General features: G+C 69.7%; 17 protein-coding genes. 5 read left to right on the top strand and 12 right to left on the bottom strand.

Going from position 1 to position 19923, the window contains the following annotated elements; all coding sequences use genetic code 11:
• The first annotated feature begins 95 nt into the window (after positions 1-95).
• Positions 96-1106, top strand: a complete 1011-nt coding sequence (locus AB0M51_RS20350; protein WP_344197700.1) for a zinc-binding dehydrogenase — start codon at positions 96-98, stop codon at positions 1104-1106.
• 364 nt (positions 1107-1470) lie between these two features.
• On the opposite strand, the gene AB0M51_RS20345 is transcribed toward AB0M51_RS20350, so the two are convergent.
• Positions 1471-2589 carry a PLP-dependent cysteine synthase family protein gene (locus AB0M51_RS20345; protein ID WP_344197698.1) on the bottom strand — a complete coding sequence of 373 codons (1119 nt, stop codon included), beginning with the start codon at positions 2587-2589 and terminating at the stop codon, positions 1471-1473.
• A gap of 81 nt (positions 2590-2670) precedes the next feature.
• Between AB0M51_RS20345 and AB0M51_RS20340 the strand changes: the two genes are divergently transcribed.
• The 3 genes from AB0M51_RS20340 to AB0M51_RS20330 are packed head-to-tail and all read left to right on the top strand — an operon-like array spanning position 2671 to position 4539.
• Positions 2671-2985, top strand: a complete 315-nt coding sequence (locus tag AB0M51_RS20340) for a hypothetical protein (protein WP_344197696.1) — start codon at positions 2671-2673, stop codon at positions 2983-2985.
• A 19-nt stretch (positions 2986-3004) separates the two neighbouring features.
• Positions 3005-4024 carry a M48 family metallopeptidase gene (locus AB0M51_RS20335; protein ID WP_344197694.1) on the top strand — a complete coding sequence of 340 codons (1020 nt, stop codon included), beginning with the start codon at positions 3005-3007 and terminating at the stop codon, positions 4022-4024.
• Between the two features lie 38 nt (positions 4025-4062).
• Positions 4063-4539 carry a GNAT family N-acetyltransferase gene (locus AB0M51_RS20330; RefSeq protein WP_344197692.1) on the top strand — a complete coding sequence of 159 codons (477 nt, stop codon included), beginning with the start codon at positions 4063-4065 and terminating at the stop codon, positions 4537-4539.
• 70 nt (positions 4540-4609) lie between these two features.
• On the opposite strand, the gene AB0M51_RS20325 is transcribed toward AB0M51_RS20330, so the two are convergent.
• From AB0M51_RS20325 to hemL, 9 genes are all read right to left on the bottom strand, one after another.
• Entirely contained in the window at positions 4610-6172 is a 1563-nt protein-coding gene (locus AB0M51_RS20325) for an MFS transporter (RefSeq protein WP_344197690.1), read from the bottom strand.
• A 57-nt stretch (positions 6173-6229) separates the two neighbouring features.
• The gene (locus AB0M51_RS20320; protein WP_344197688.1) at positions 6230-6826 is read right to left on the bottom strand and encodes a TetR-like C-terminal domain-containing protein; all 597 of its coding nucleotides are present in this window, start codon (positions 6824-6826) and stop codon (positions 6230-6232) included.
• A 389-nt stretch (positions 6827-7215) separates the two neighbouring features.
• On the bottom strand, positions 7216-7467 hold the full coding sequence (locus tag AB0M51_RS20315) for a DUF4229 domain-containing protein (protein WP_344197686.1): 252 nt from the start codon (positions 7465-7467) through the stop codon (positions 7216-7218).
• Position 7468: 1 nt separating this feature from the next.
• Entirely contained in the window at positions 7469-8545 is a 1077-nt protein-coding gene (ccsB, locus tag AB0M51_RS20310; RefSeq protein ID WP_344197684.1) for a c-type cytochrome biogenesis protein CcsB, read from the bottom strand.
• Entirely contained in the window at positions 8542-10122 is a 1581-nt protein-coding gene (locus AB0M51_RS20305; protein ID WP_344197682.1) for a cytochrome c biogenesis protein ResB, read from the bottom strand. Before AB0M51_RS20305 ends, ccsB begins: the two co-directional genes overlap by 4 nt.
• Position 10123: 1 nt before the next feature.
• Complete coding sequence (locus tag AB0M51_RS20300) at positions 10124-10867, bottom strand: cytochrome c biogenesis protein CcdA (protein ID WP_344197680.1); 744 nt, start codon at positions 10865-10867, stop codon at positions 10124-10126.
• Between the two features lie 4 nt (positions 10868-10871).
• Complete coding sequence (locus AB0M51_RS20295) at positions 10872-11435, bottom strand: TlpA disulfide reductase family protein (protein ID WP_344197678.1); 564 nt, start codon at positions 11433-11435, stop codon at positions 10872-10874.
• The gene (locus AB0M51_RS20290; RefSeq protein ID WP_344197921.1) at positions 11435-12058 is read right to left on the bottom strand and encodes a histidine phosphatase family protein; all 624 of its coding nucleotides are present in this window, start codon (positions 12056-12058) and stop codon (positions 11435-11437) included. Before AB0M51_RS20290 ends, AB0M51_RS20295 begins: the two co-directional genes overlap by 1 nt.
• Positions 12059-12095: 37 nt before the next feature.
• Positions 12096-13418, bottom strand: a complete 1323-nt coding sequence (gene hemL, locus AB0M51_RS20285; protein ID WP_344197676.1) for a glutamate-1-semialdehyde 2,1-aminomutase — start codon at positions 13416-13418, stop codon at positions 12096-12098.
• Between the two features lie 256 nt (positions 13419-13674).
• On the opposite strand from hemL, the gene AB0M51_RS20280 reads away from it, so the two are divergent.
• Positions 13675-15039, top strand: coding sequence for a lytic murein transglycosylase (locus tag AB0M51_RS20280; protein WP_344197674.1), 1365 nt, complete (start codon positions 13675-13677; stop codon positions 15037-15039).
• A gap of 112 nt (positions 15040-15151) precedes the next feature.
• Here AB0M51_RS20280 and AB0M51_RS20275 read toward each other — a convergent pair whose 3' ends face one another.
• Positions 15152-18778, bottom strand: coding sequence for a S8 family peptidase (locus AB0M51_RS20275; RefSeq protein WP_344197672.1), 3627 nt, complete (start codon positions 18776-18778; stop codon positions 15152-15154).
• 116 nt (positions 18779-18894) lie between these two features.
• The gene (locus tag AB0M51_RS20270; RefSeq protein WP_344197670.1) at positions 18895-19857 is read right to left on the bottom strand and encodes an LLM class F420-dependent oxidoreductase; all 963 of its coding nucleotides are present in this window, start codon (positions 19855-19857) and stop codon (positions 18895-18897) included.
• Between the last annotated feature and the right edge of the window lie 66 nt (positions 19858-19923).

The following is a 19923-nucleotide window of genomic DNA, read 5'->3' as shown; positions in this document are numbered from 1 at the left end:
CCGAGGTTTGTTGGTCGATCGACCAAGTTTATCTTGACGCCTCGGTCCGGCGATGCCAGGCTTTGTTGGTCGATCGACCAACAAAGGGGTATGGGATGCAGGCGCTGGTGCAGACGTCGCTGGACGGACCGCAGGATCTCAAGCTGACCGACGAGCCGGTCCCCCGCCCCGGACCGGGCGAGATACTCGTCCGGGTCACCGCCGCCGGGGTGAACTACGTCGACATCTCACAGTCCTACGGCACGTTCGCGGGCGGCCCACAACCGCCGTACACCGCCGGAATCGAAGCCGCCGGGCAGATCGTCACCCTCGGCGAAGGCGGCGCTGCGGAAGGCGTCGGCGGAGGGGCGGGCGCCGGCACCGGGGCGGGTGTTGGGCTTGCGGTTGGCATGCACGTGATCGGGGTGTGTATCGGCGGAGGGGCGTTCGCGGAGTACGCCGTACTGCCCGCCGTCGCCGCGCTCCCCGTGCCGCCCGGGTGGGAGGACGCGCAGGCGCTCGGGTTGGTCGTCAACTGGCCGACCGCTCTCGCAGCCCTACGCCCACTGGGCGGCCTGAAAGCCGGCGAAACCGTCCTCGTCCAAGCCGCCGCCGGCGCCACCGGCCAAGCCGCCGTCCGCATCGCCAAGCACTACGGGGCCACGGTCATCGCCACGGCTTCCCCGGAAAAGCACGACGCCATCCGCTCCCTGGGCGCGGACCACGTCCTGGACTCGCGCTCCCCCACCCTGTCCACCGACATCCTCGACCTGACCGCCGGCGTCGACCTCTCCCTCGAGTCAACCACCCTCACAACCAGCCTCGAGGTAACCAAGCCAGTCACCGGCCGAGTAGTCGTCTACGGCCTCGCCGCCGGCGTCTCACCCGTCACGAACTGGGACCTGGTCTACAAACATCAGGTCCATGTGATCGGCCTGAACCTCGGCGCCCTGATCCAGCACACACCCCACGTGTACGGCGAAGTCCTCACCGAACTCTTCGCCCTGATCGCCGCAGGAGTCCTCACCCCCACGGCCCCAACCACCTACCCCTTGCCCGACGGCCCCGAGGCACTCATCGCCCTGGAGTCCCGCACCACAATCGGCAAACTCGCCCTGGTGCCCTAGCCCCAATGCCGCTCACGTAAGCCTTGAAGTAGAAGGTCGAGGCGGCCCCAGCGCCCAGCCCTCGACGTCTTTGTGCACCAGATCCGCACGCGCAGTCCCCGATCGTGCGGACTTGATGCACAAGGTCGCCGCCCCGCTGGGCTCGTCCCCGCTTCGGGCAGGGTGCGTGGGGGCTGGCCGCCAGGCGTGCACCCACCCGCACAGGGTGCCGCAAAAGCCCACCACTTGCCCGAGGCACCCGGCGGTAAGCCACACGCGCCCGGCCATCACCTCCCGCTCCACCTACGGGCCCGAGCCAAGCCGTCACCCGCCGGCGGCAGCCGGCCTGCCCGGCCGGCACCTCCCGTTCGCCCGTGGGCGCGAGTTACTCCGGTTCGGTCCAGTGGCCGGTGGTGGCGAAGGTTTCGAGGGTGGTGGCGTAGGGGGTGATGTCGATGCCGCTGGTGCGGAGCCAGGCGTCGTCGTAGTAGGTGTTGCCGTAGCGTTCGCCGCTGTCGCACAGCAGCGTCACGATGCTTCCGCGGGCGCCCGTACGGCGCATCTCGGCGGCCAGGCGCAACGAGCCCCAGAGGTTGGTGCCGGTGGAGCCGCCGACCAGGCGGCCGGTGACGCGGGAGCAGAAGCGCATCGCGGCGATCGAGGCGGCGTCGGGGACGGAGATCATCCGGTCGACGACGCCGAGGACGAAGGAGGGTTCGACGCGGGGGCGGCCGATGCCTTCGATCCGGGACGGGCGGCCGGTGGAGAACTCGTGGTCGCCGGCTTCGAAGGCCGGGAAGAACGCGGAGTTCTCGGGGTCGACGACCGCGACCGAGGTCTCGTGGCGCTGGTAGCGGACGTACCGGCCGATGGTGGCCGACGTACCACCGGTGCCGGCGCCGACGACGATCCAGGTCGGGATCGGGTGCTGTTCCAGGGAGAGCTGCCCGAAGATCGACTCGGCGATGTTGTTGTTGCCGCGCCAGTCGGTCGCACGTTCGGCGTACGTGAACTGGTCCATGTAGTGCCCGCCGGTCTCCTCGGCGAGCCGCTTGGCCTCGCCGTAGATCTGGCCGGAGCGTTCGACGAAGTGGCAGCGGCCGCCGTAGAACTCGATCAGCTCGACCTTCTCGGGGCTGGTCGAGCGCGGCATCACGGCGACGAACGGGAGGCCGAGCAGCCGCGCGAAGTACGCCTCGCTGACCGCGGTGGAGCCGCTGGACGCCTCGATCACCGTGGTGCCCTCGTGGATCCAGCCGTTGCAGAGTGCGTACAGGAACAGCGACCGGGCCAGGCGGTGCTTGAGCGAACCGGTCGGGTGCACGGACTCGTCCTTGAGGTACAGGTCCACACCGGTACCTTCCGGCATCGGGAACACGTGCAGGTGCGTGTCCGCGCTCCGGTTCGCGTCGGCGTCCACGATCCGGATCGCCTCCGACACCCAGGCCCGGGCCTTCTCGTCGCGGCGATCGACCTCGCGGCACACCCCGTCAACCTCACTCATGCGGGCCAGGCTAAGTCGTGGAGGCCGATTTGAGTATTCCTACGCTCGGTGACCGGGCCACCGATCGGGAGGATCGGAGGCATGATCCCCCTCGGACCGATCGAGTTCTCGCCATCTGACGTCGCGCTGATCCTTGCCGTGCTGGCCTTCGGGGCGGTGGCGCTCGCGCTGCCGGCGACGCTGCTGCTCGGGTGGGTGGGGTACCGCCGGGGCGGGCGGTGGCGGGCGGTCTGGTACTGGTTCTGCGGTACGGGGCTGTCGGTGGGTACGACGTTCGCGACGGCGACGTACATCCGGTGGTGGGCGGTTCCGGTCGGGTGGCTGCCGAGCCTGCTGGTCGCGTGGGCGCTCAATCCCCGCAGGACCCCGAAAGCGAGCTACTGTCGGAATCCATGACGACCGGGCAGGGGGAACGATGAGCGAGAACAGTGATCGGCCGACGCGGCAGCGGGTGACGTTGACCGACATCAGCTCGCGGGCGTGGGAGCACCCCGCGGACCGCGGCGCGCTGGTGGCGCTGCGGCAGCTGAAGGGGTTCGACTACGTACTGCGGAAGATGTCGGGGCTGATCAACGAGCGCGCCTTCCGGCTGCAGTACCTCGGGTCGGCGATCCGGGTCGACGAGCGGCAGTTCCCGACCGTGAACCGGCTGTACACCGAGGCGGCGAGCACCCTCGACGTCCGTGAGCTGCCCGAGTTGTTCGTGACCAACAGCCCGATCTGGAACGCGGTCACGATCGGTATGGACAAGCCGTTCATCGTGGTGAACAGCGCGCTCCTCCAGGGTCTCGACGAGGAGGAGCTGCGGTTCGTCCTCGGGCACGAGCTCGGCCACGCGCAGAGCGGCCACGCGCTGTACCAGTCGCTGCTGATGTGGCTGATGCGGCTCACCGGCGCGTTCAACTGGATGCCGATCGGCGCGCTCGGCCTGCGCGCGATCATCGCCGCGCTGCACGAGTGGTCCCGCAAGGCGGAGCTGTCCGGCGACCGGGCCGGGCTGCTCGCGACCCAGGACCCGGCGGTCGCGCTCCGGGTGCAGATGAAGCTCGCCAGCGGCGGCCAGCTGGGCGAACTGGACACCACGGCGTTCCTTGCCCAGGGCACGGAGTACGAGAGCGCCGGCGACCTGCGCGACAGCGTGCTGAAGCTGCTGCTGCTCGAGGCGCAGTCGCACCCGCTGGCCGTGATCCGGGCGCACGAGCTGCGCCGCTGGGTGGACGAGGGCGAGTACACGACGATCGTGTCCGGCGACTACCCGAAGCGTCAGGAGGACGCCGACGCGTCGATCTCGCAGGAGGCGAAGAACGCGGCCAAGTCGTACTCCGAGGCGTTCAGCCGGTCCCAGGACCCGCTGGCCAAGCTGCTCCGCGACCTCGGCGAGGGCCTCGGCGGCGTCCGCGACTGGGTCTCCTCGAAGTTCCCGCCCCGAAACTGACTGGTCTCCGAGGCCGGGCCGGTTGCATCCTGTACGACGTGATCGACGTACAAGCAATCGGCCCGGACGACTGGAAGGCCTGGCGCGACCTCCGCCTGGCCGCGCTGCAGGAGGCCGCGTTCGCGTTCGGCTCGCGGTACGAGGACTGGGCCGACGCGCCCGAGGACCGCTGGCGGCAGCGGCTCTCCGAGCCGGGCGCCTACCAGGTGATCGCGAGCATCGACGGTACGCCGGCCGGAATGGCCGGAGGATTCCCCGACGGTGACAAGGCCGAGCTGGTCTCGATGTGGGTCGCACCGGAAGGCCGCGGCAAGGGCGTCGGCAACGCGCTGATGCGGGCCGTCGAGGACTGGGCCCGCGGCACCGGCGCCACCGCCCTCGAGCTCTCCGTTGTCCCCGGCAACGACCCGGCGCACAACCTCTACCTCCGCCACGGGTACGTCGACACCGATGAGCCCGGCGACCTGATGGCCGACGGCGTACGCCGTGAACTGGTGATGCGCAAACCGCTCTGACGACGCAGGAAGGCAACAGACGAAGGGCCCTGCTTCCCCCCTCCCGGGAAGCAGGGCCCTTCGAGATTCATCAGCCCATGTGGACCGGGCTCTGGCCGTCGTTGGCCAGGTCCTTGTGCTTGATCGACAGGCCGATCAGCGTGATCAGGCCCGCGCCGAGCGCCAGGAACGACGACCACAGGAACGCGCGGGTGAACCCGTGCGTCGTGGCCAGCGCCGTGAACTGCCCCTGCAGCTGCTTGATCTGCTCCGGCGACTGCCCGGACTCGGCCGCCTTCTGCAGGCCCGGGGCCAGCTCGGCGAACTTGTCCTTGATCGCGTTCGTGGAGATCGTCCCGAGCAGCGCCAGGCCGACCGCACCACCGATCTGCTGCACGGTGTTCAGTACCGCGGAGCCGACACCCGAATCCTCCGCCGCGACCCCGCTGACCGCGGTCAGCGTCAGCGGCACGAAGATCAGGCCCATCCCGAACGACAGCACCAAGATGTACGGCAGCAGGTGGGTCAGGTACGTCGAGTCCACCTCGAGCCGGCTGAACCCGAACATGCCGGCCGCGACGAACACGCCACCCGCACCGACGATCCAGCGCGGGTCGATCCGCGCCACCAGCGCCGACGCGACCTGCGCCGCGACCACGATGCCGACACTGAACGGCAGGAACGAGACGCCGGTCTTCAGCGCGCTGTAGCCCATGATCGACTGCACGAAGATGCCCAGGAAGTAGAACATCGAGAACATCGCCGCGCCGACGATCAGCATCACGAAGAAGCTCACGCCACGGGTCTTGTTGGCCAGGATCCGGAACGGCATCAGCGCGTGCCGCGAACGGGCCTCGATCGCCAGGAAGGCGCCGATCAGCGCCAGGCCGGCGAAGATGAAGATCAGCGTCCAGGTGTCGCCCCAGCCGTTCGTGGCCGCGTGCGTCAGGCCGTAGACGAGCGAGGTGAGACCCGCCGTCCCGGTGATCGCGCCGGCCAGGTCGAACTTGCCCGTCTGCCGCTCCGACTCACCGAGGAAGCGGAACGCCAGCACCGCGACCAGCAGGCCGATCGGCGTGTTGATGAAGAACGTCCAGCGCCACGACGCCTCGGTCAGCGCACCGCCGAGGATCAAGCCGACGGCCGCACCGGCGCCGGACATCGCGGCGTACACGCCCATCGCGCTGTTGCGCTCCTTGCCGGCCGGGAACGTCGTGGTGATGAGTGCCAGCGCGTTCGGCGAGGCCATCGCGGCCGCGACACCCTGCAGGATGCGGCTGGTCAGCAGCACGCCCTCGCTCTGCGCGATACCGCCGACGAACGACGCCAGGCCGAACAGCACGACGCCGACCACGAACACCTTGCGGCGACCGAGGATGTCGCCGATCCGGCCGCCGAGCAGCAGCAGACCGCCGAACGCCAGCGCGTACGCGTTCACCACCCACGGCAGCGAGGCGTCGCTGAAGCCGAGCGCGTCCTTGATGTGCGGCAGCGCGATGTTCACGATCGTGCCGTCCAGCACCACCATCAGCTGCGCCATGCAGATCAGTGCGAGCGCGATGCCGAGGTTGCGGTGGCCGTGCGCCGGGGCCTCGGCCACGGTGTCGACCGGCCGTCCTTCCGGCGGATCGGCGTTGATGGTTCCTTCGGACATAAGAAAGACTTCCCCTCTTGGCAGACTGTCTAGGTCGCGAACCGGCCCCTCACCGGTTCAGCTCGCCTGCGACCCCCGCGCCGCAGGCATGATCACGTTGTCGATCACTCGGAGGATGAGTTCGTCGGTCGGCTCGACGCCGAGGATGTAGGCGTGGTGGATGATCACCGCGGGCAGCGTCACCGACAGCAGCTCGACGTCCACCTCGGGTGCGATCTCGCCGCGCGCGACGGCCCGCTCGTACACCTTGCTGGTCAGCGCGTTCCGCGGCGCCAGGAAGCGCTCCCGGAAGGCCTTCTGCAGGTCGTCGTCGCGGTGCAGCGCGGTCAGCAGGCCGGCCACCACGGACATCGGCAGCTCGTCGGTGAAACCGCCGTCGCCGCAGGCCATCGAGATCAGGTCGCCACGCAGGCTGCCGGTGTCGACGTCCTCCGGCATCGGGCAGCCCTTGGCCCGGCTGATCGCGTCCACGACCAGCTCGGCCTTGGTGGACCAGCGCCGGTACAGCGTGGCCTTGCTGGCCTTCGCCGCGGTCGCCACCGCGTCCATCGTCAGCCGGTCGTAGCCGAGCTCGGCCACCACCGCGACGGTCGCGTCGAGGATCTCCTCCTCGCGCCCGCCTTCGACCCGGGGCCGCTGCCGCGCTGTCTCCACATCAATCACCCTGCGTAGCCGCATCATCACGATGGAACGAAACCGTTTCGTTTCATCCACTACGTTACGACTCATGTGAAGGAGTGCACAAACGAATTTGCCCGGAATTCACGAGTGGCATAGGTCACTCTCCGTACCAGTCAATCACTGGTACGGCGTTGGGCAGCGTGCAGTCAAGCTGGCGTGCCCTGAGACAGGTCCTGGTGGCCGGGGACCTGATATTGCCTGTGCGCGGCCCCGACCAGGGGTCTCAGCCCCCGCCCGCTTGGCGGGTTGGCGCCGGGCCGGGCCGGTGCCGGGATGCCGGTTGGGTCGGGGTGGAGGCGTTTGGGCGGTTGTCGTCACGGCGAACGACACCCTGCCCGCGCTGAACCGAGCGACGTGGGTGGTTAGTCGTCGTCCTCGGCGGAGCGGGCCTGCTCGAGGCGGGAGGAGATCTTCGCGGCCCGGGTGTCGATCTTGCCGGCCAGCCGGTCACGGGCGGCCCGGAGCACGAAGATCGACAGGATCGCGGACACGATCAGCGCCAGCAGCGCGATCGGCCAGATCGACAGCCAGCTGTGCAGCGCCAGCCAGAGCACCCCGAGGCAGACCGCGAACAGCCCGGCCCGGAGGCCGGTGTAGATGCCGAACTCCTTCATGTCACACCCCGGCGTAGGAGTGCATGCCGGAGACCAACAGGTTCACGCCGACGAAGTTGAACAGGAACACGAACCAGCCGACGATCGCGATCGTCGCGGCCCGACGGCCCCGCCAGCCCGCGGTGGCGCGGGCGTGCAGGTAGGCGGCGTACACCACCCAGGTCACCAGCGACCAGACTTCCTTCGGGTCCCAGCCCCAGTAGCGGCCCCAGGCGTACTGCGCCCAGATCGGCCCGGCGACCAGCACCGCGAAGGTCCATAGCGGGAACGAGAACGCCAGCACCTTGTACGCCGTACCGTCCATCGACTCGGCGCTCGGCAGCCGGCGCAGGGCCGTCGACATCGTGCCGCCCTCGAGGACCCGGCGCTCGGCGCGGGCCTTCAGCAGGTACAGCACCGAGATCAGGCCGCCGACGGTGAAGCCGCCGCCGGACGTCGCGGCCGCGGACACGTGCAGGACCAGCCAGTACGAGTGCAGGGCCGGGACGAGCGGGCCGGCCGGGGTGTAGAGCGCCAGCGAGGCGAGGCCGAGGACGCTGGCGACCACCAGCGTCACGCCGAGGCCGAGCCACTGGAGCTTGTAGCGCTGCACGAAGATCAGGTAGACGATCGCCACCGCGAGCGAGGCGGTGATCGAGAACTCGTACATGTTCCCCCACGGCACCCGCCCGGCCGCGAGGCCGCGGGTCACCACACCGCCGAGGTGGAACACGAAGCCCATCCAGGTCAGCAGCAACCCGATCCGGCTCGCGGCATCCAACCGCTCGGTCGCGGCGCCCGCGGCGCCAGAGGTGGAGGAGGCACCCGAGCCACCAGCGGCGGAGGTCGTGCCGACAGCGGTGGCCGTACCCACGCCGGTGGTCGTCCCCACGCCGGCGGAGACCGTGGCGGAGTTCGCTGTGGCGGCGGAGCTGACCAGGACCTGCGCTTCCGCCTGCTCGGCGGGCGCCGTCTTGCGGGCGACCGCGGCGCGGCCGAGGGCCCATTCCATGGCGTGCGAGACCATCGCCAGGGCGTAGATCACCGTGGCGGTGGGGATCAGCAGGTTGGAGACGTGTGCATAGGTCTCCGGGGTCATGGCTGCTCCTGGTTGCTCGAAGGTTTCAAGCGGTCCGTGACGGCCTGGATCTCCTCACCGAGCCCCCGCTCGGGGCCACGGTCCAGACCGGCGACCTCGACCACGGTACGCCCGTCCTGCTCGCGGACGCGCACCCAGGTACGCCGCGGATGCACGAACAGCGAGCCCATCAGGCCGAGGATCGCCAGCAGTATGCCGGCCAGCGCCAGCCCGGTCCCGGGCGTGTGGCTGACCTGCAGCTTCACCCAGCGGCTGTATCCGTCGAACGTGATCGACCCGGCCTTGTCCGGCAGCGCGACGCTCTGGCCCGGTGCGAGCTGGAAGCGCCACTTGTCGCCGTCCTTGGTGAACTGCGTCAGCTTCGACTTGTCCAGCTGGTACACGGACTCGGGTTTCCCGGTCTCCGGCTGCGGACGGCCGTAGTACCCGGTCATCACCAGCGCCGGGTTCAGCGAGTCGGGGAACACCGACACCGGGCCGCTCGGCCCGATCACCGCGGTCGGCAGGAAGAACCCCTCGAAGCCGAGGGTGAGCGGCCGCGCGTCCGGGGCCTTGACCACGCCGAACGACGAGAAGTTGCCGTCCTGCGGCAGGAACGGTGCCGGCCCGGAGAACGCCACGTTGCCCTGGCCGTCGCGGACCGTCACCCGCGGCGCGTAGCCGTGGCCGATCAGGTAGACGCTGCTGCCGTCCACCTGGAGCGGGTGGTTGACCTCGAGCAGGTACGACTTCTCGGCCGCGTCCGGCGACTCCTGGTAGGACAATTGCGCCTTGAACTCGCGCGCCGCGCCCTTCTGCGGGCCGTCCTGCTGGAACTTCACCTGGAAGTCCTTGACGGTCAGCGAGAACGGCGGCAGGTCGTTGTCGCCGCTGAAGGCCCGGCCCGGGGTGAAGTCGTCGTACTGCGCCACCGAGTTGGAGAAACCGTTGCCGACGACAACCAGTACGGAGCCGCGGTACCCGAACAGGGAGCCCCAGGCGACGCCGATCAGGGCCAGGATCAGCGAGAAGTGGAAGAGCAGGTTGCCGGCCTCGCGGAGGTAGCCACGCTCGGCCGCGACCGCCCCGTCGTACGACTGGATGCGGAAGCGGCGGCGCTTCAGTTCGCGCGCCGCCTGCTCCAGCACGTCCCCCGCGGCGTCGACCTCGAAGCGCTGGTAGCCGGGCAGCCGGTTCAGGTTCCGCGGCGGCTTCGGCGGCCGGGACCGCAACGCCTTGAAGTACACGGACAGCCGCGGTACGACGCAGCCGATCAACGAGATGAACAGCAGCAGGTAGATCGCCGAGAACCAGGCGGACTTGTAGACGTCGAAGAGCCCGAGCTTGTCGTACAGCGGGCCGAGCTTCGGGTGCGCGGTGAGGAAGTCCGACACCTTGATCGGGTCGATCGGGGTCTGCGGGATCAGCGAACCGGGCACCGCGCCGAGCGCGAGCAGGAACAGCAGCACCAGCGCGGTCTTCATCGAGGTCAGCTGCCGCCAGGTCCAGCGCAGCCAGCCGACCAGGCCGAGCGCGGGCGGCGGCTCGTTGCCGGAGTTGCCGGTCGGTGCGGTGATGGAGTCCTTGACCTCGGTCACGTCACACCGCCGACCCGAAGTTGGCGACCCACTGCCGAAGGTCCGCGGTCATCGAGTCCCACACTCCTGTCAGCAGCAGCAGTCCCACCGCGATCATCAGTACGCCGCCGATCCGGATCACCAGCAGCTGGTGCTTGCGGACCCAGGCCACCGCGGCCAGCATCCGCCGGAACGCCAGCGCCGCCACGATGAACGGGATCCCCAGCCCGAGGCTGAACACGAACGCGAGCGCCGCGCCGCGCCCGGTGCTGCCCTGGGTGGTGGCCAGCGTCATCACGGTCCCGAGCGTCGGACCGATGCACGGCGTCCAGCCGAATCCGAAGAGTACGCCGAGCAGCGGCGCGGCGGCGATCCCGACCGCCGGCACCCGGTGCACCCGGACGTCCTTCTGCAGGAACCCGAAGCCGCCGAGGAACACGACCCCGAGCACGACGGTGAGCCCGCCGAGCACCCGGGTGATCGCGGTCTGGTGGTCGATCAGCAGGTCACCGGCCTTGCCGAACAGCACGCCGGTGAGGATGAACACGGCGGAGAACCCGGCCACGAACAACGCCGTACCGGCCAGCATCCGGCCGCGCTTCGCGGAGCCGAGCTCGGCGGCGGACAGGCCGGTGACGTACGAGAGATAGCCGGGCAGCAGCGGTACGACGCACGGCGAGAAGAACGAGATCGCTCCGGCCAGCACCGCGATCGGCAGCGCGACCAGCATCGAGCCCGTCATCGACGAGGCGAACCACTGTCCCATCAGCTCAACCGGCGTCCTTCACCATGCCCAGCAACGTTTGCTTGGTCACCTCACCGACGACCCGCCCGGCGACCTTGCCGGACTTGTCGATCACCAGCGTGGTCGGGATCGCCGCCGGCGAGATCTGACCGCGGAACCGCAGCAGGGCCTTGCCGTTCGGGTCGTAGACGTTCGGGTACGGCACCCCGAACTCCTGGACGAACTTCTTCGCGGGCGCCGGATCGAGATCACGGGTGTTCAGCCCGACGAACTGCACCGACGACCCGAGCTCCTTGGCCGCGGCAACCAGATCCGGCGCCTCCTTGCGACAGGGCGGGCACCAGGAGCCCCACACGTTCAGGACGACGACCTTGCCCTTCTGCTCCGACAGGGTCCAGGTCTTGCCGTCCAGGGTCTTGCCGGTCAGCTCGGGCGCGACCTTGCGGTCGGCGGCCGCGAACATCGACACGTTCCCGTTGCCGCTGACGAAACCCGCCTGGCCCTGCCGGTTCTGCGCCGCCTGCTGGCCCGACGAGCACGCGGTCACCGCCAGCAGCACACCGGCGACCAGCACTACGACGCGACGCATCAGGCTCCTCCGACGAACTTCTTCTGGTCCTTCACGGGCAGCAGATCCTTCGCGGGCTCCGAGTAACCGACCGACACGATCTGGTCGCCGTGGAAGGTGAACGACGTCAAACTCGCCAGGCTGCATTGCCGTTTGCGCGGGTCGTGGAGCATCCGGCGGCCCTCGATCGCGGAGCGGACGACCCAGATCGGCAGCTGGTGCGACACGATCAGCGCCTCGTGCCCGGCAGCCTTCTCGCGAGCGGTCTCGACCGCGTCCCGCATCCGGCGGACGAGCTGCTGGTACGGCTCGCCCCAGGACGGCTTCCACGGGTTCCGCAGCAGCCACCAGGCGCTCGGGTTCTTCAGCGCGCCGTCACCGACGCCGAACTTCTTGCCCTCGAACAGGTTCGCGGCCTCGATCACCCGCTCGTCGATGTCCGGGGTGATCCCGAACACCTTGGCGATCGGCTCCATCGTCTCCTGGGCGCGCTCCAGCGGCGAGCAGACCAGGTGCACGATGTCGCGGCCCTTGACGTGCTCGGCGACCCGCTCGGCCATCTGCCGGCCGAGCTCGGACAGGTGGTACCCGGGGATCCGGCCGTACAGCACACCGGTCGGGTTGTGCACCTCGCCGTGCCGCATCAGGTGCACGACCGTCGTTTCGGTCACCGCTGTCCTCTCAGTTCTGTACCGCGGCCGCGGCCCGGGCCGCCGGCGCCAGGGCGGACTCGAGCTCCGCGAGCGCGTCGTCGTCGATCGCCGCGCTCACGAACCAGGCTTCGAACGCACTCGGCGGCAGGTAGACACCGGCGTCCAGCATCGCATGGAAGAACGCCGTGAACCGGGGCAGCACCTGGGCACTGGCTCCGGCGAAGTCCCGGATCTCGGCAGGTCCCTCCGAGGACTCCACGAAGAAGACGCTGAAGAGGTTCCCGGCCGCGGAGATGACGTGCGGCACACCTTCCTTGTCCAGCGCGGTCGAGACCAGTCGCTGGATGGTGAGCGAGGTCTCGTCGATCTTCGCGTACACCTCGTCGGTGGCCAGTCGCAGCGTGGTCAGCCCGGCGGTGGTGGCGATCGGGTTCCCGGACAGCGTGCCGGCCTGGTAGACCGACCCTTCCGGCGCGAGGTGCGACATCACGTCCGCGCGGCCGCCGAACGCCGCGGCCGGGAAGCCGCCGCCCATCACCTTGCCGAACGTCATCAGGTCCGGCCGGACGCCGTCCACGCCGTACCAGCCCGACTTGGTGATCCGGAACCCGGTCATCACCTCGTCGGAGACGAACAGCGCCCCGTGCTTGCGGCAGATGTCCGCGAGGAAGCCGTTGAAGTTGTCGCGCGGCGGGACGACACCCATGTTGCCGGCCGCCGCCTCGGTGATCACGGCCGCGATCTGGTCGCCGTACTCCGCGAACGCCGCGGTCACGGCCGCCTGGTCGTTGTACGGCAGCACGATCGTGTCCGCCGTGGTGGCCTCGGTGACGCCCGGGGTCCCGGGAATGCCCAGCGTCAGTACGCCGGAACCGGCCTGGGCGAGCAGCGCGTCCACGTGACCGTGGTAGCAGCCGGCGAACTTCACGATCTTGGCGCGGCCGGTGAACCCGCGGGCCAGCCGCAGCGCGGACATCGTCGCCTCGGTCCCGGACGACACCAGCCGGACCTTGTCCACCGGCGTCCGCGCGACGATCTCCTCGCCGAGCAGCACCTCGGTCTCGCTCGGCGTACCGAACGACGTACCGCGGGCGACGGCGGCCTGGACGGCGGCGATCACCTCGGGGTGGGCGTGGCCGAGCAGCAGCGGACCCCAGGAGCTGACCAGGTCGAGGTACCGGTTGCCGTCGACGTCGGTCATGTGACATCCGTCACCGGAGGCCATGAAGCGCGGTACGCCGCCGACGGCGCGGAACGCCCGGACCGGGGAGTTGACCCCGCCCGGCGTGACAGTGAAGGCCCTGGCGAAGAGCTTGGCGGACTGTTCTGTGTGATCGGGCACGCCGGCCATTCTCCCCCCGTGGTCACAAGGGCCGATCACCAGGGCAGGGCAGATTTCCGGTCCCGATCGTTCCCAGGGGGTTCACACAGGCTTTGTTACGCGCCAGTATGGATACTCGGTGACCGCACGTAGACGGTCTGGGTCCGGCGCGTAACCCACGCAACGGGGCGGACGTTAGACCTATTACGACGGCAACCGACAAGACGCACAGACTGTCCGCAGCGTGGGGCCGGACCGGTCGATGAGTCACGGAGGGGAATCATCGATGGCGAAGGGCAAGCGCCGCGCCTCGGGTAGCGGGTGGCGTCAGGTGGCGCCGCTGATCCCGGTGGCGTTGTTCGCGAGTGCGTTCACCGTCAGTGCCACGGACAATCCGGTGATCGCCACCGCGTCGCTGGAGAACGGACTGTCCGGGAACAACCCGGTCGTCGTGCCGAAGCAACCGATCGCGCAGCCGGCGAACGTGCCGGTGCCGGGCACCGTCGGGCCGGGGGTCGACCCCGGCGAGCAGCCGAACCAGGTGGTCTCGGGGCTGTCCGGCAACGGCATTCCGAACGCCGCGCTGAAGGCCTACTCGCGCGCCCAGCAACTGCTGGCGCAGGCGGACCCGGGCTGTCACCTGCCGTGGACGCTGGTGGCCGCGATCGGCCGGGTCGAGTCCAACCACGGCCGGTTCGGCGGCAACTCGCTGAACTCCAAGGGCGTCGCGGTACCGGGCATCTACGGTCCGCGGCTGGACGGCTCCGCGGGGACGGCGAAGATCGCCGACACCGACGCGGGCGCGTTCGACGGCGACGGGGCGTTCGACCGCGCGGTCGGACCGATGCAGTTCATCCCCAGCACCTGGCGAGCTGTCGGGGTGGACGGCGACGCCGACGGCGTGCGGAACCCGCAGGACATCAACGACGCGGCGCTGTCGACCGGGGTGTACCTGTGCTCCGGCAACACCGACCTGTCGAAGGCGAGCGACCTGAACGCGGCGGTCCTGCGCTACAACCACTCGCAGCAGTACGCCGACCTGGTGATCAGCATCGCCAAGGCGTACGCGGGCGGCAGCTGGATCGCGGTCGGCAACGGTTCGACGGGTGACGACGACCTGAAGGCCGGCGACCAGATCGGCGACCAGACGATCAACCCGCCGACCGACAAGGACCTGCCGCAGGCGCGCGACATCCCGACGCCGCCGCCGGCCACGCCGACGCCGGTCATCACCGACGAGCGCGGCGGCACCCGACCGACCGCGACGCCGACCCCGCGGCCGACGACCGAGAAGCCGACCGGCAAGCCGACGGCCACCCCGCCGCCGGTGGTGCCGACCCCGACGCCGACGGCCAAGCCGACGACACCCACCACGACCACCACGCCGCCCGGCGTCGCAACGCTCAAGACGGCCGCCGGCCTGATCGTCGGCACCGTCGGCAGCACCCTGCACGAGTTGCAGACGGCCACAACGTACTGTCAGACCGAGATGGCGAAGGTGACGATCACCAAGCCGACGCAGGCACAGCTGCAGAAGTGCGTGACCGCCTACCAGACCGGCGGTACGAAGGCCGTGGACCAGGTCATCCGTAACCTGCTCTCGCTGCTCGGCCTGCTGGGCGTCCTCGGCGGAGGCGTCCTCGGGAGCTGATCCTCCCAACCAACCGAAGACCGGCGCGCCTGCCCCCACCCCTCCCTCGGCGCGCCCCTGGCGACGCCACGGAGCACCTCCCCCCGGCTTCGTGGCGTCGCCCTTTTAACGTTCAGTTCTGCCAGGCGCGGTCGATCGTCTGCGTGATGCTGTTCCCGATCAGGTCCGTGGCAGTCACCCGGATGCTCGGGTAGGAACCGGCCGGAACACGTGTTCGGAACGTTCCGAAACCGGCCAGCGGGAGTTTCTGCCAGGTCTTCCCGTCGAAGGAGATCTCCGCGGTAGTGCGGAACAGCCCCACGCCCCGGACGCCCGGCTGATACCGCGGTGTCAGCTCGAGCCACCCGTTCGTGTGCTTGTAGTCGACCTGCACCAGCGGTAGTTCGGCGGTGCTCCGCGACGGCGCCGACAGGAAGTGCCACTGGGTGTGCGTCGACGTGGAGGTCTTCGCCCAGCTGTTCGGCCCGCGCTTCTGGTCGAGGGTCAGGTCGTACCAGGCCGCCTTCGCCGGGACCGCGAACTGTGCGACCGACCAGTTCTTGCTGCCCAACCGCACCCCGTCGCTGCTCAGCGTCATACTCGTCACGTCACCGCGGTCGCCCCAGCCGAACACGCTCCGGTCCCCGCTGACGTACTGCGGAATCGCGATCCGCAGCGCGTTCTCGAACCGCGCCGGCGGCCAGCCCTGCGCCACGTCACCCGGCGCATCGGACAACCCCGGTACGGCGGGACGCGTCAGCGGCTCCCACCAGCCGCGCGTGACGTGCTCGCCCGGCCGGTACGACCGCGGGATCGTCGACTCGAACCCGGTCTCGTTCCACTCGCCCGCGGAGGTCTGCTCGTCCCACGTCACACCCTTCACGTCGGTGACGAGGTAGTCGGTCCGCTTGACCGCGGCCGCGATCGTCCTGGACGCCGTCAACCCCGTGGCGATCCCCGGAAGGTGCGCGACCCGCTTGTCGCCGTGCAGCCAGAACGCGTCGTTCTGCTGGAAGTCGGTCGTCACGACGGCCGGGTTCATCTTCGCGACGTCGTACGTCAGGCCGCCCTTCACGACCGACGGGCCGAGCGCCACGTCGTACCGGTAGGTGCTGTCGCGGACGCCGCTCAGCTGCAGCGACACCGGGCCCTTCGCGAGGGCTTCGATGAGCTGCTTCCCCTGGACGGACTGCAGGATGTAGACCGGGATGCCCTGCTCGGTCGAGGTGCCCCACCAGCCGGGCGCCTCGTTGTAGAGGAACACCACCTTGGCGCCGGCCGCCTTCGCGGCCTGGACCTGCGCGACCGTCTTGGAGTACCCGCCCCAGCGGATCAGCGCGATGCTGTCCTTGGCGGCAGCCAGCTCCGCGGGCGTGCCGTCGCCGCCGTTCGACAGCGGCAGGGTCCCGTTGCCGACGTACACGGTCCGCGACGAGCCCGGGCCGGGAGTCGGGAGCTTTCCGGTGCCGGGCAGGTCGACGGTCAGCTGCGGCTGCGCGAGGTCCCAGCGCTGCACGACCTGGAAGGTGCCGTTGGCAACCTTTCCGAAGTCCTGCACGTACACGCCGTTCGCGATCTTGCCGTTGAACGCCCAGCCGGACACCGCGTCCCGGTCACCGACCTTGCGGTGCCAGGCGACACCGATGCTCTGCGCGTCGGCCGGCTTCGGGGTCTTGATCGTCACCTTGTGCGCGGTCCGGGCGTCGAAGGTGAACGTCCGGTCGCCGTCGATCCACGCGTCCGGGTCACCGAGCAGCGTCAGCGAGTTGGCCCAGTCGGCCTCGTCGCCGCCGACCGCGTACGCCATCACGCTGTAGCGCCCGGTCGGTACGTCGAGGACGCGGGTGCCGGTCTGGTCGAAAGCGATCGCGGTGACGTCGCCGGTGTCCTGGTTCCACAACTGGACACCGCTCGCCCCCGCCTTCGTGGTGGCAGGCTGCCCGTCGCGGCCGATCGCCTTCACGGTCACCTGGTTCAGCCGCCCACCGGCCGCGAACCCGAGCCCGGTCCGGTACGCCGCTCCGCCGGCCTTGGCGGTCAGTACGCCGGCGTAGTCACCGGCCCGGGTCTTCGCGAGGTCGAGCGTCACGGTCGCGGACGCCGTACCGCCGGCCGGGATCGTCAACCGGGTCGGGCTCACGGTGAGCCCGGCCGGTACGCCGGCCGCGGACTGCGCGCCGACGGACAGCGTGAGCGTCACGGGGCGGCCCGAGTTGTTGCGGTAGGCAACGGTACGGTCGACCGGCGCGGGGGCGGTCGGGCCGGTCCAGGACAGGTCGCCGAAGAACAGGTTGGCGGTGTCCGGCAGCACCTTCGGGTCGAGCGCGTTCGGGATGTCGATCCGGCCCAGGCCCTGCTGGTCGGTACGGGCGTCCGCGGACGGTACGGCGGTGGACGCGAGCGCGGCCTTCAGCTGCGGGCCGGTCCAGTCCGGGTGCCGTTGCGCGAGGATCGCGGCGGCGCCCGCGACGTGCGGCGTCGCCATCGACGTACCGCTCATCGCGGTGTAGTACTGGCCGAGCACGTGGCCCTGCTCGGTGCCGGCCGCGCGGGCCGCGGCGATCTCGACGCCGGGCGCGGTCACCTCCGGCTTGAGTGCGCCGTCGCCGAGGCGCGGGCCGCGGCTGGAGAAGCTCGCCAGCTTGTCGTTCTGGTCGACCGCTCCGACGGTCAGCGCCTCGGACGCCGCGCCCGGGGCGCCGACGGTCTGCTCGGCGCCGGCGTTGCCGGCCGCGATCACGAACAACGCGCCGCTGGACTTGGCCAGCCGGTCGACGGCCTCGCTCATCGGGTCGGTGCCGTCGGACGGCAGCCCGCCCAGGCTCATGCTGATCACCTTGGCGCCCTGCTGGACGGCCCACTCCATGCCGGCGATCGCCTCGGAGTCGGTACCGCTGCCGCCGTTGTCGAGCACCTTGCCGATCAGCAGCTCCGCGCCGGGCGCGACGCCCTTCCGCTTGCCGTCGGACGCCGTACCGAGGCCGGCGACGATCGACGCGGTGTGCGTGCCGTGGCCGTGCAGGTCCTGTACCGCCTGGTCCGGGACGAAGCTCTCCGCCGCGACGACCTGCTTGGCGAGGTCGGGATGCCCGGCGTCGTACCCGGTGTCGAGGACCGCGACCTTCACGCCGTGGCCGTCGTACCCCTGCTTCCAGGCCGTCGGCGCGCCGATCTGCGGCATCGACTGCTCGTCGGTGGCGTGCGTCCGGCCGTCCAGCCAGATCTTGCTGATCTGGCTCGACTTGAACGTGGCCGGCCCGCTGACGCCGTCCCAGAACGCCTTCGCGTCGGACTTCTGCACGGAGACCGCGGTGCTGCCGACGCTGGGAAGGGTACGGCGGACCGTGGCGGCCGTACTGCGCAGCGTGGCGGCGGAGCCGGTGACGAGCAGCGGAAGCGTGGAGCTGCTCGCGTCGTCGTACCCCTGGGCGGCCAGCTCCGTCAGGTTGAACAGGCGCTTGTCGAGGCGGCCCGCGGACAACAGCGGGTACGCCTCTCCGGGGATCAGCGTGACCTCGCCGTCGAACGTGCCGAAGTAGTACGGCTCGTCGTCGAGCAGGCGGGCGGAGACCTGGCCGGCCGAGTTCGTGGTCAGCTCGGCGACGTCGCCGGTGACCAGCGTGATGCGCTTGCTGGTCGCACCGGGCGTCGGCTGGACGCCCGGTGCGGTGCCGGCATGCGCTGCGGTCGGCGACAGCAGCGAACCGACGACCGCCGCCGTCAGCAGGCCCGTCGCGGTCCGGAACATTCGGGAAAACACAGGCGGACACCTCCGATGCCCCGACCCACGCGAGGCCATCGTCAGGCACCCTGACAGTTGCCCTCAGTCCCGGTCCACCGTTACCCCTGACCTACATCCGCCATGGCCGGATCTGGTCAGGCGAACCGCTTCGCGATTCTCTCGGCGCGCTCCAGCAGGTCCAGGTCGTACGCGACGCCGGGGACGTAGAAGATCACGTAGTCGGCGCCGGCCTCGAGGACCGCCTCGACCTTGTCCGCGATCTCGTCCTCGGTCGCGATCAGGTTGTCCCGGTCGAACTTCTCCCGGTTCATCGGCCCGAGCGCCTTCACGGTCGCCTTCTGCGGGTCGTCGCCCTTGTCGATCGGGAAGATGTTGAAGTTCGTCGACTTGATGATCTCGTCGTAGTCCCGGCCGACCTTCTGGCAGTGCCCGCGGAGGATGTCCGCCTTCTCCCGGAACGTCTCCGGGTTGCCGCCGCCGATGTTCGCGGCGTCGGCGTACTGCGCGACCAGCTTCAGCGTGACCTTCGGGCCGCCGCCGCCGATCCAGAAGCTCGGGTGCGGCTTGCGGACGCCCTTCGGCTCGTTGATCGGAGCGTCGATCGAGTAGTACTTGCCGTTGTAGACCGGCTTGTCCTCGGTCCACATCTTGTAGATGATCTCGGTCGCCTCGCGGAACGCCGCCATCCGCTGCGGGATGTCGGTCCACTCGTAGCCGTAGGCCTTCCACTCGTGCTCGTACCAGCCCGCGCCGATCCCGGCGTACAGGCGGCCGTGGCTGGCGACGTCGACGGTGGAGGCGATCTTCGCGTACAGCGACGGGTTGCGGTAGCCGTTGCAGCCGACCATCTGGCCGATGTTCACCCGCTTGGTGTCGCGGGCCAGCGCGGCGGTCGCGCTCCAGCACTCGAACGTGGTGTTGTCACTCGGCTCCGGCACCGTGTGGAAGTGGTCGAACAGCCAGATCGAGTCCCAGGACTGCTCGTCGGCGCGCTTGGCGACCGCGGTCATCGCCTCCCACTGCTCGATCGGGTCGGCGATCTCGGCCAGATCCATCTTCCAGCCCTGCGGTACGAATACCCCGAAACGTGTAGTCATGCCGCCATCCTTTCCGGGGATGGCGGCATCGGTCCATGAATACGAGTACTGAATTCGTTCTCAATC

This window comes from Kribbella sp. NPDC051137, assembly GCF_040682535.1.
GTDB lineage: Bacteria > Actinomycetota > Actinomycetes > Propionibacteriales > Kribbellaceae > Kribbella > Kribbella karoonensis.
The sequence above is the reverse complement of the archived record's forward strand: the minus strand, read 5'-3'. Positions and strand labels throughout refer to the sequence as shown.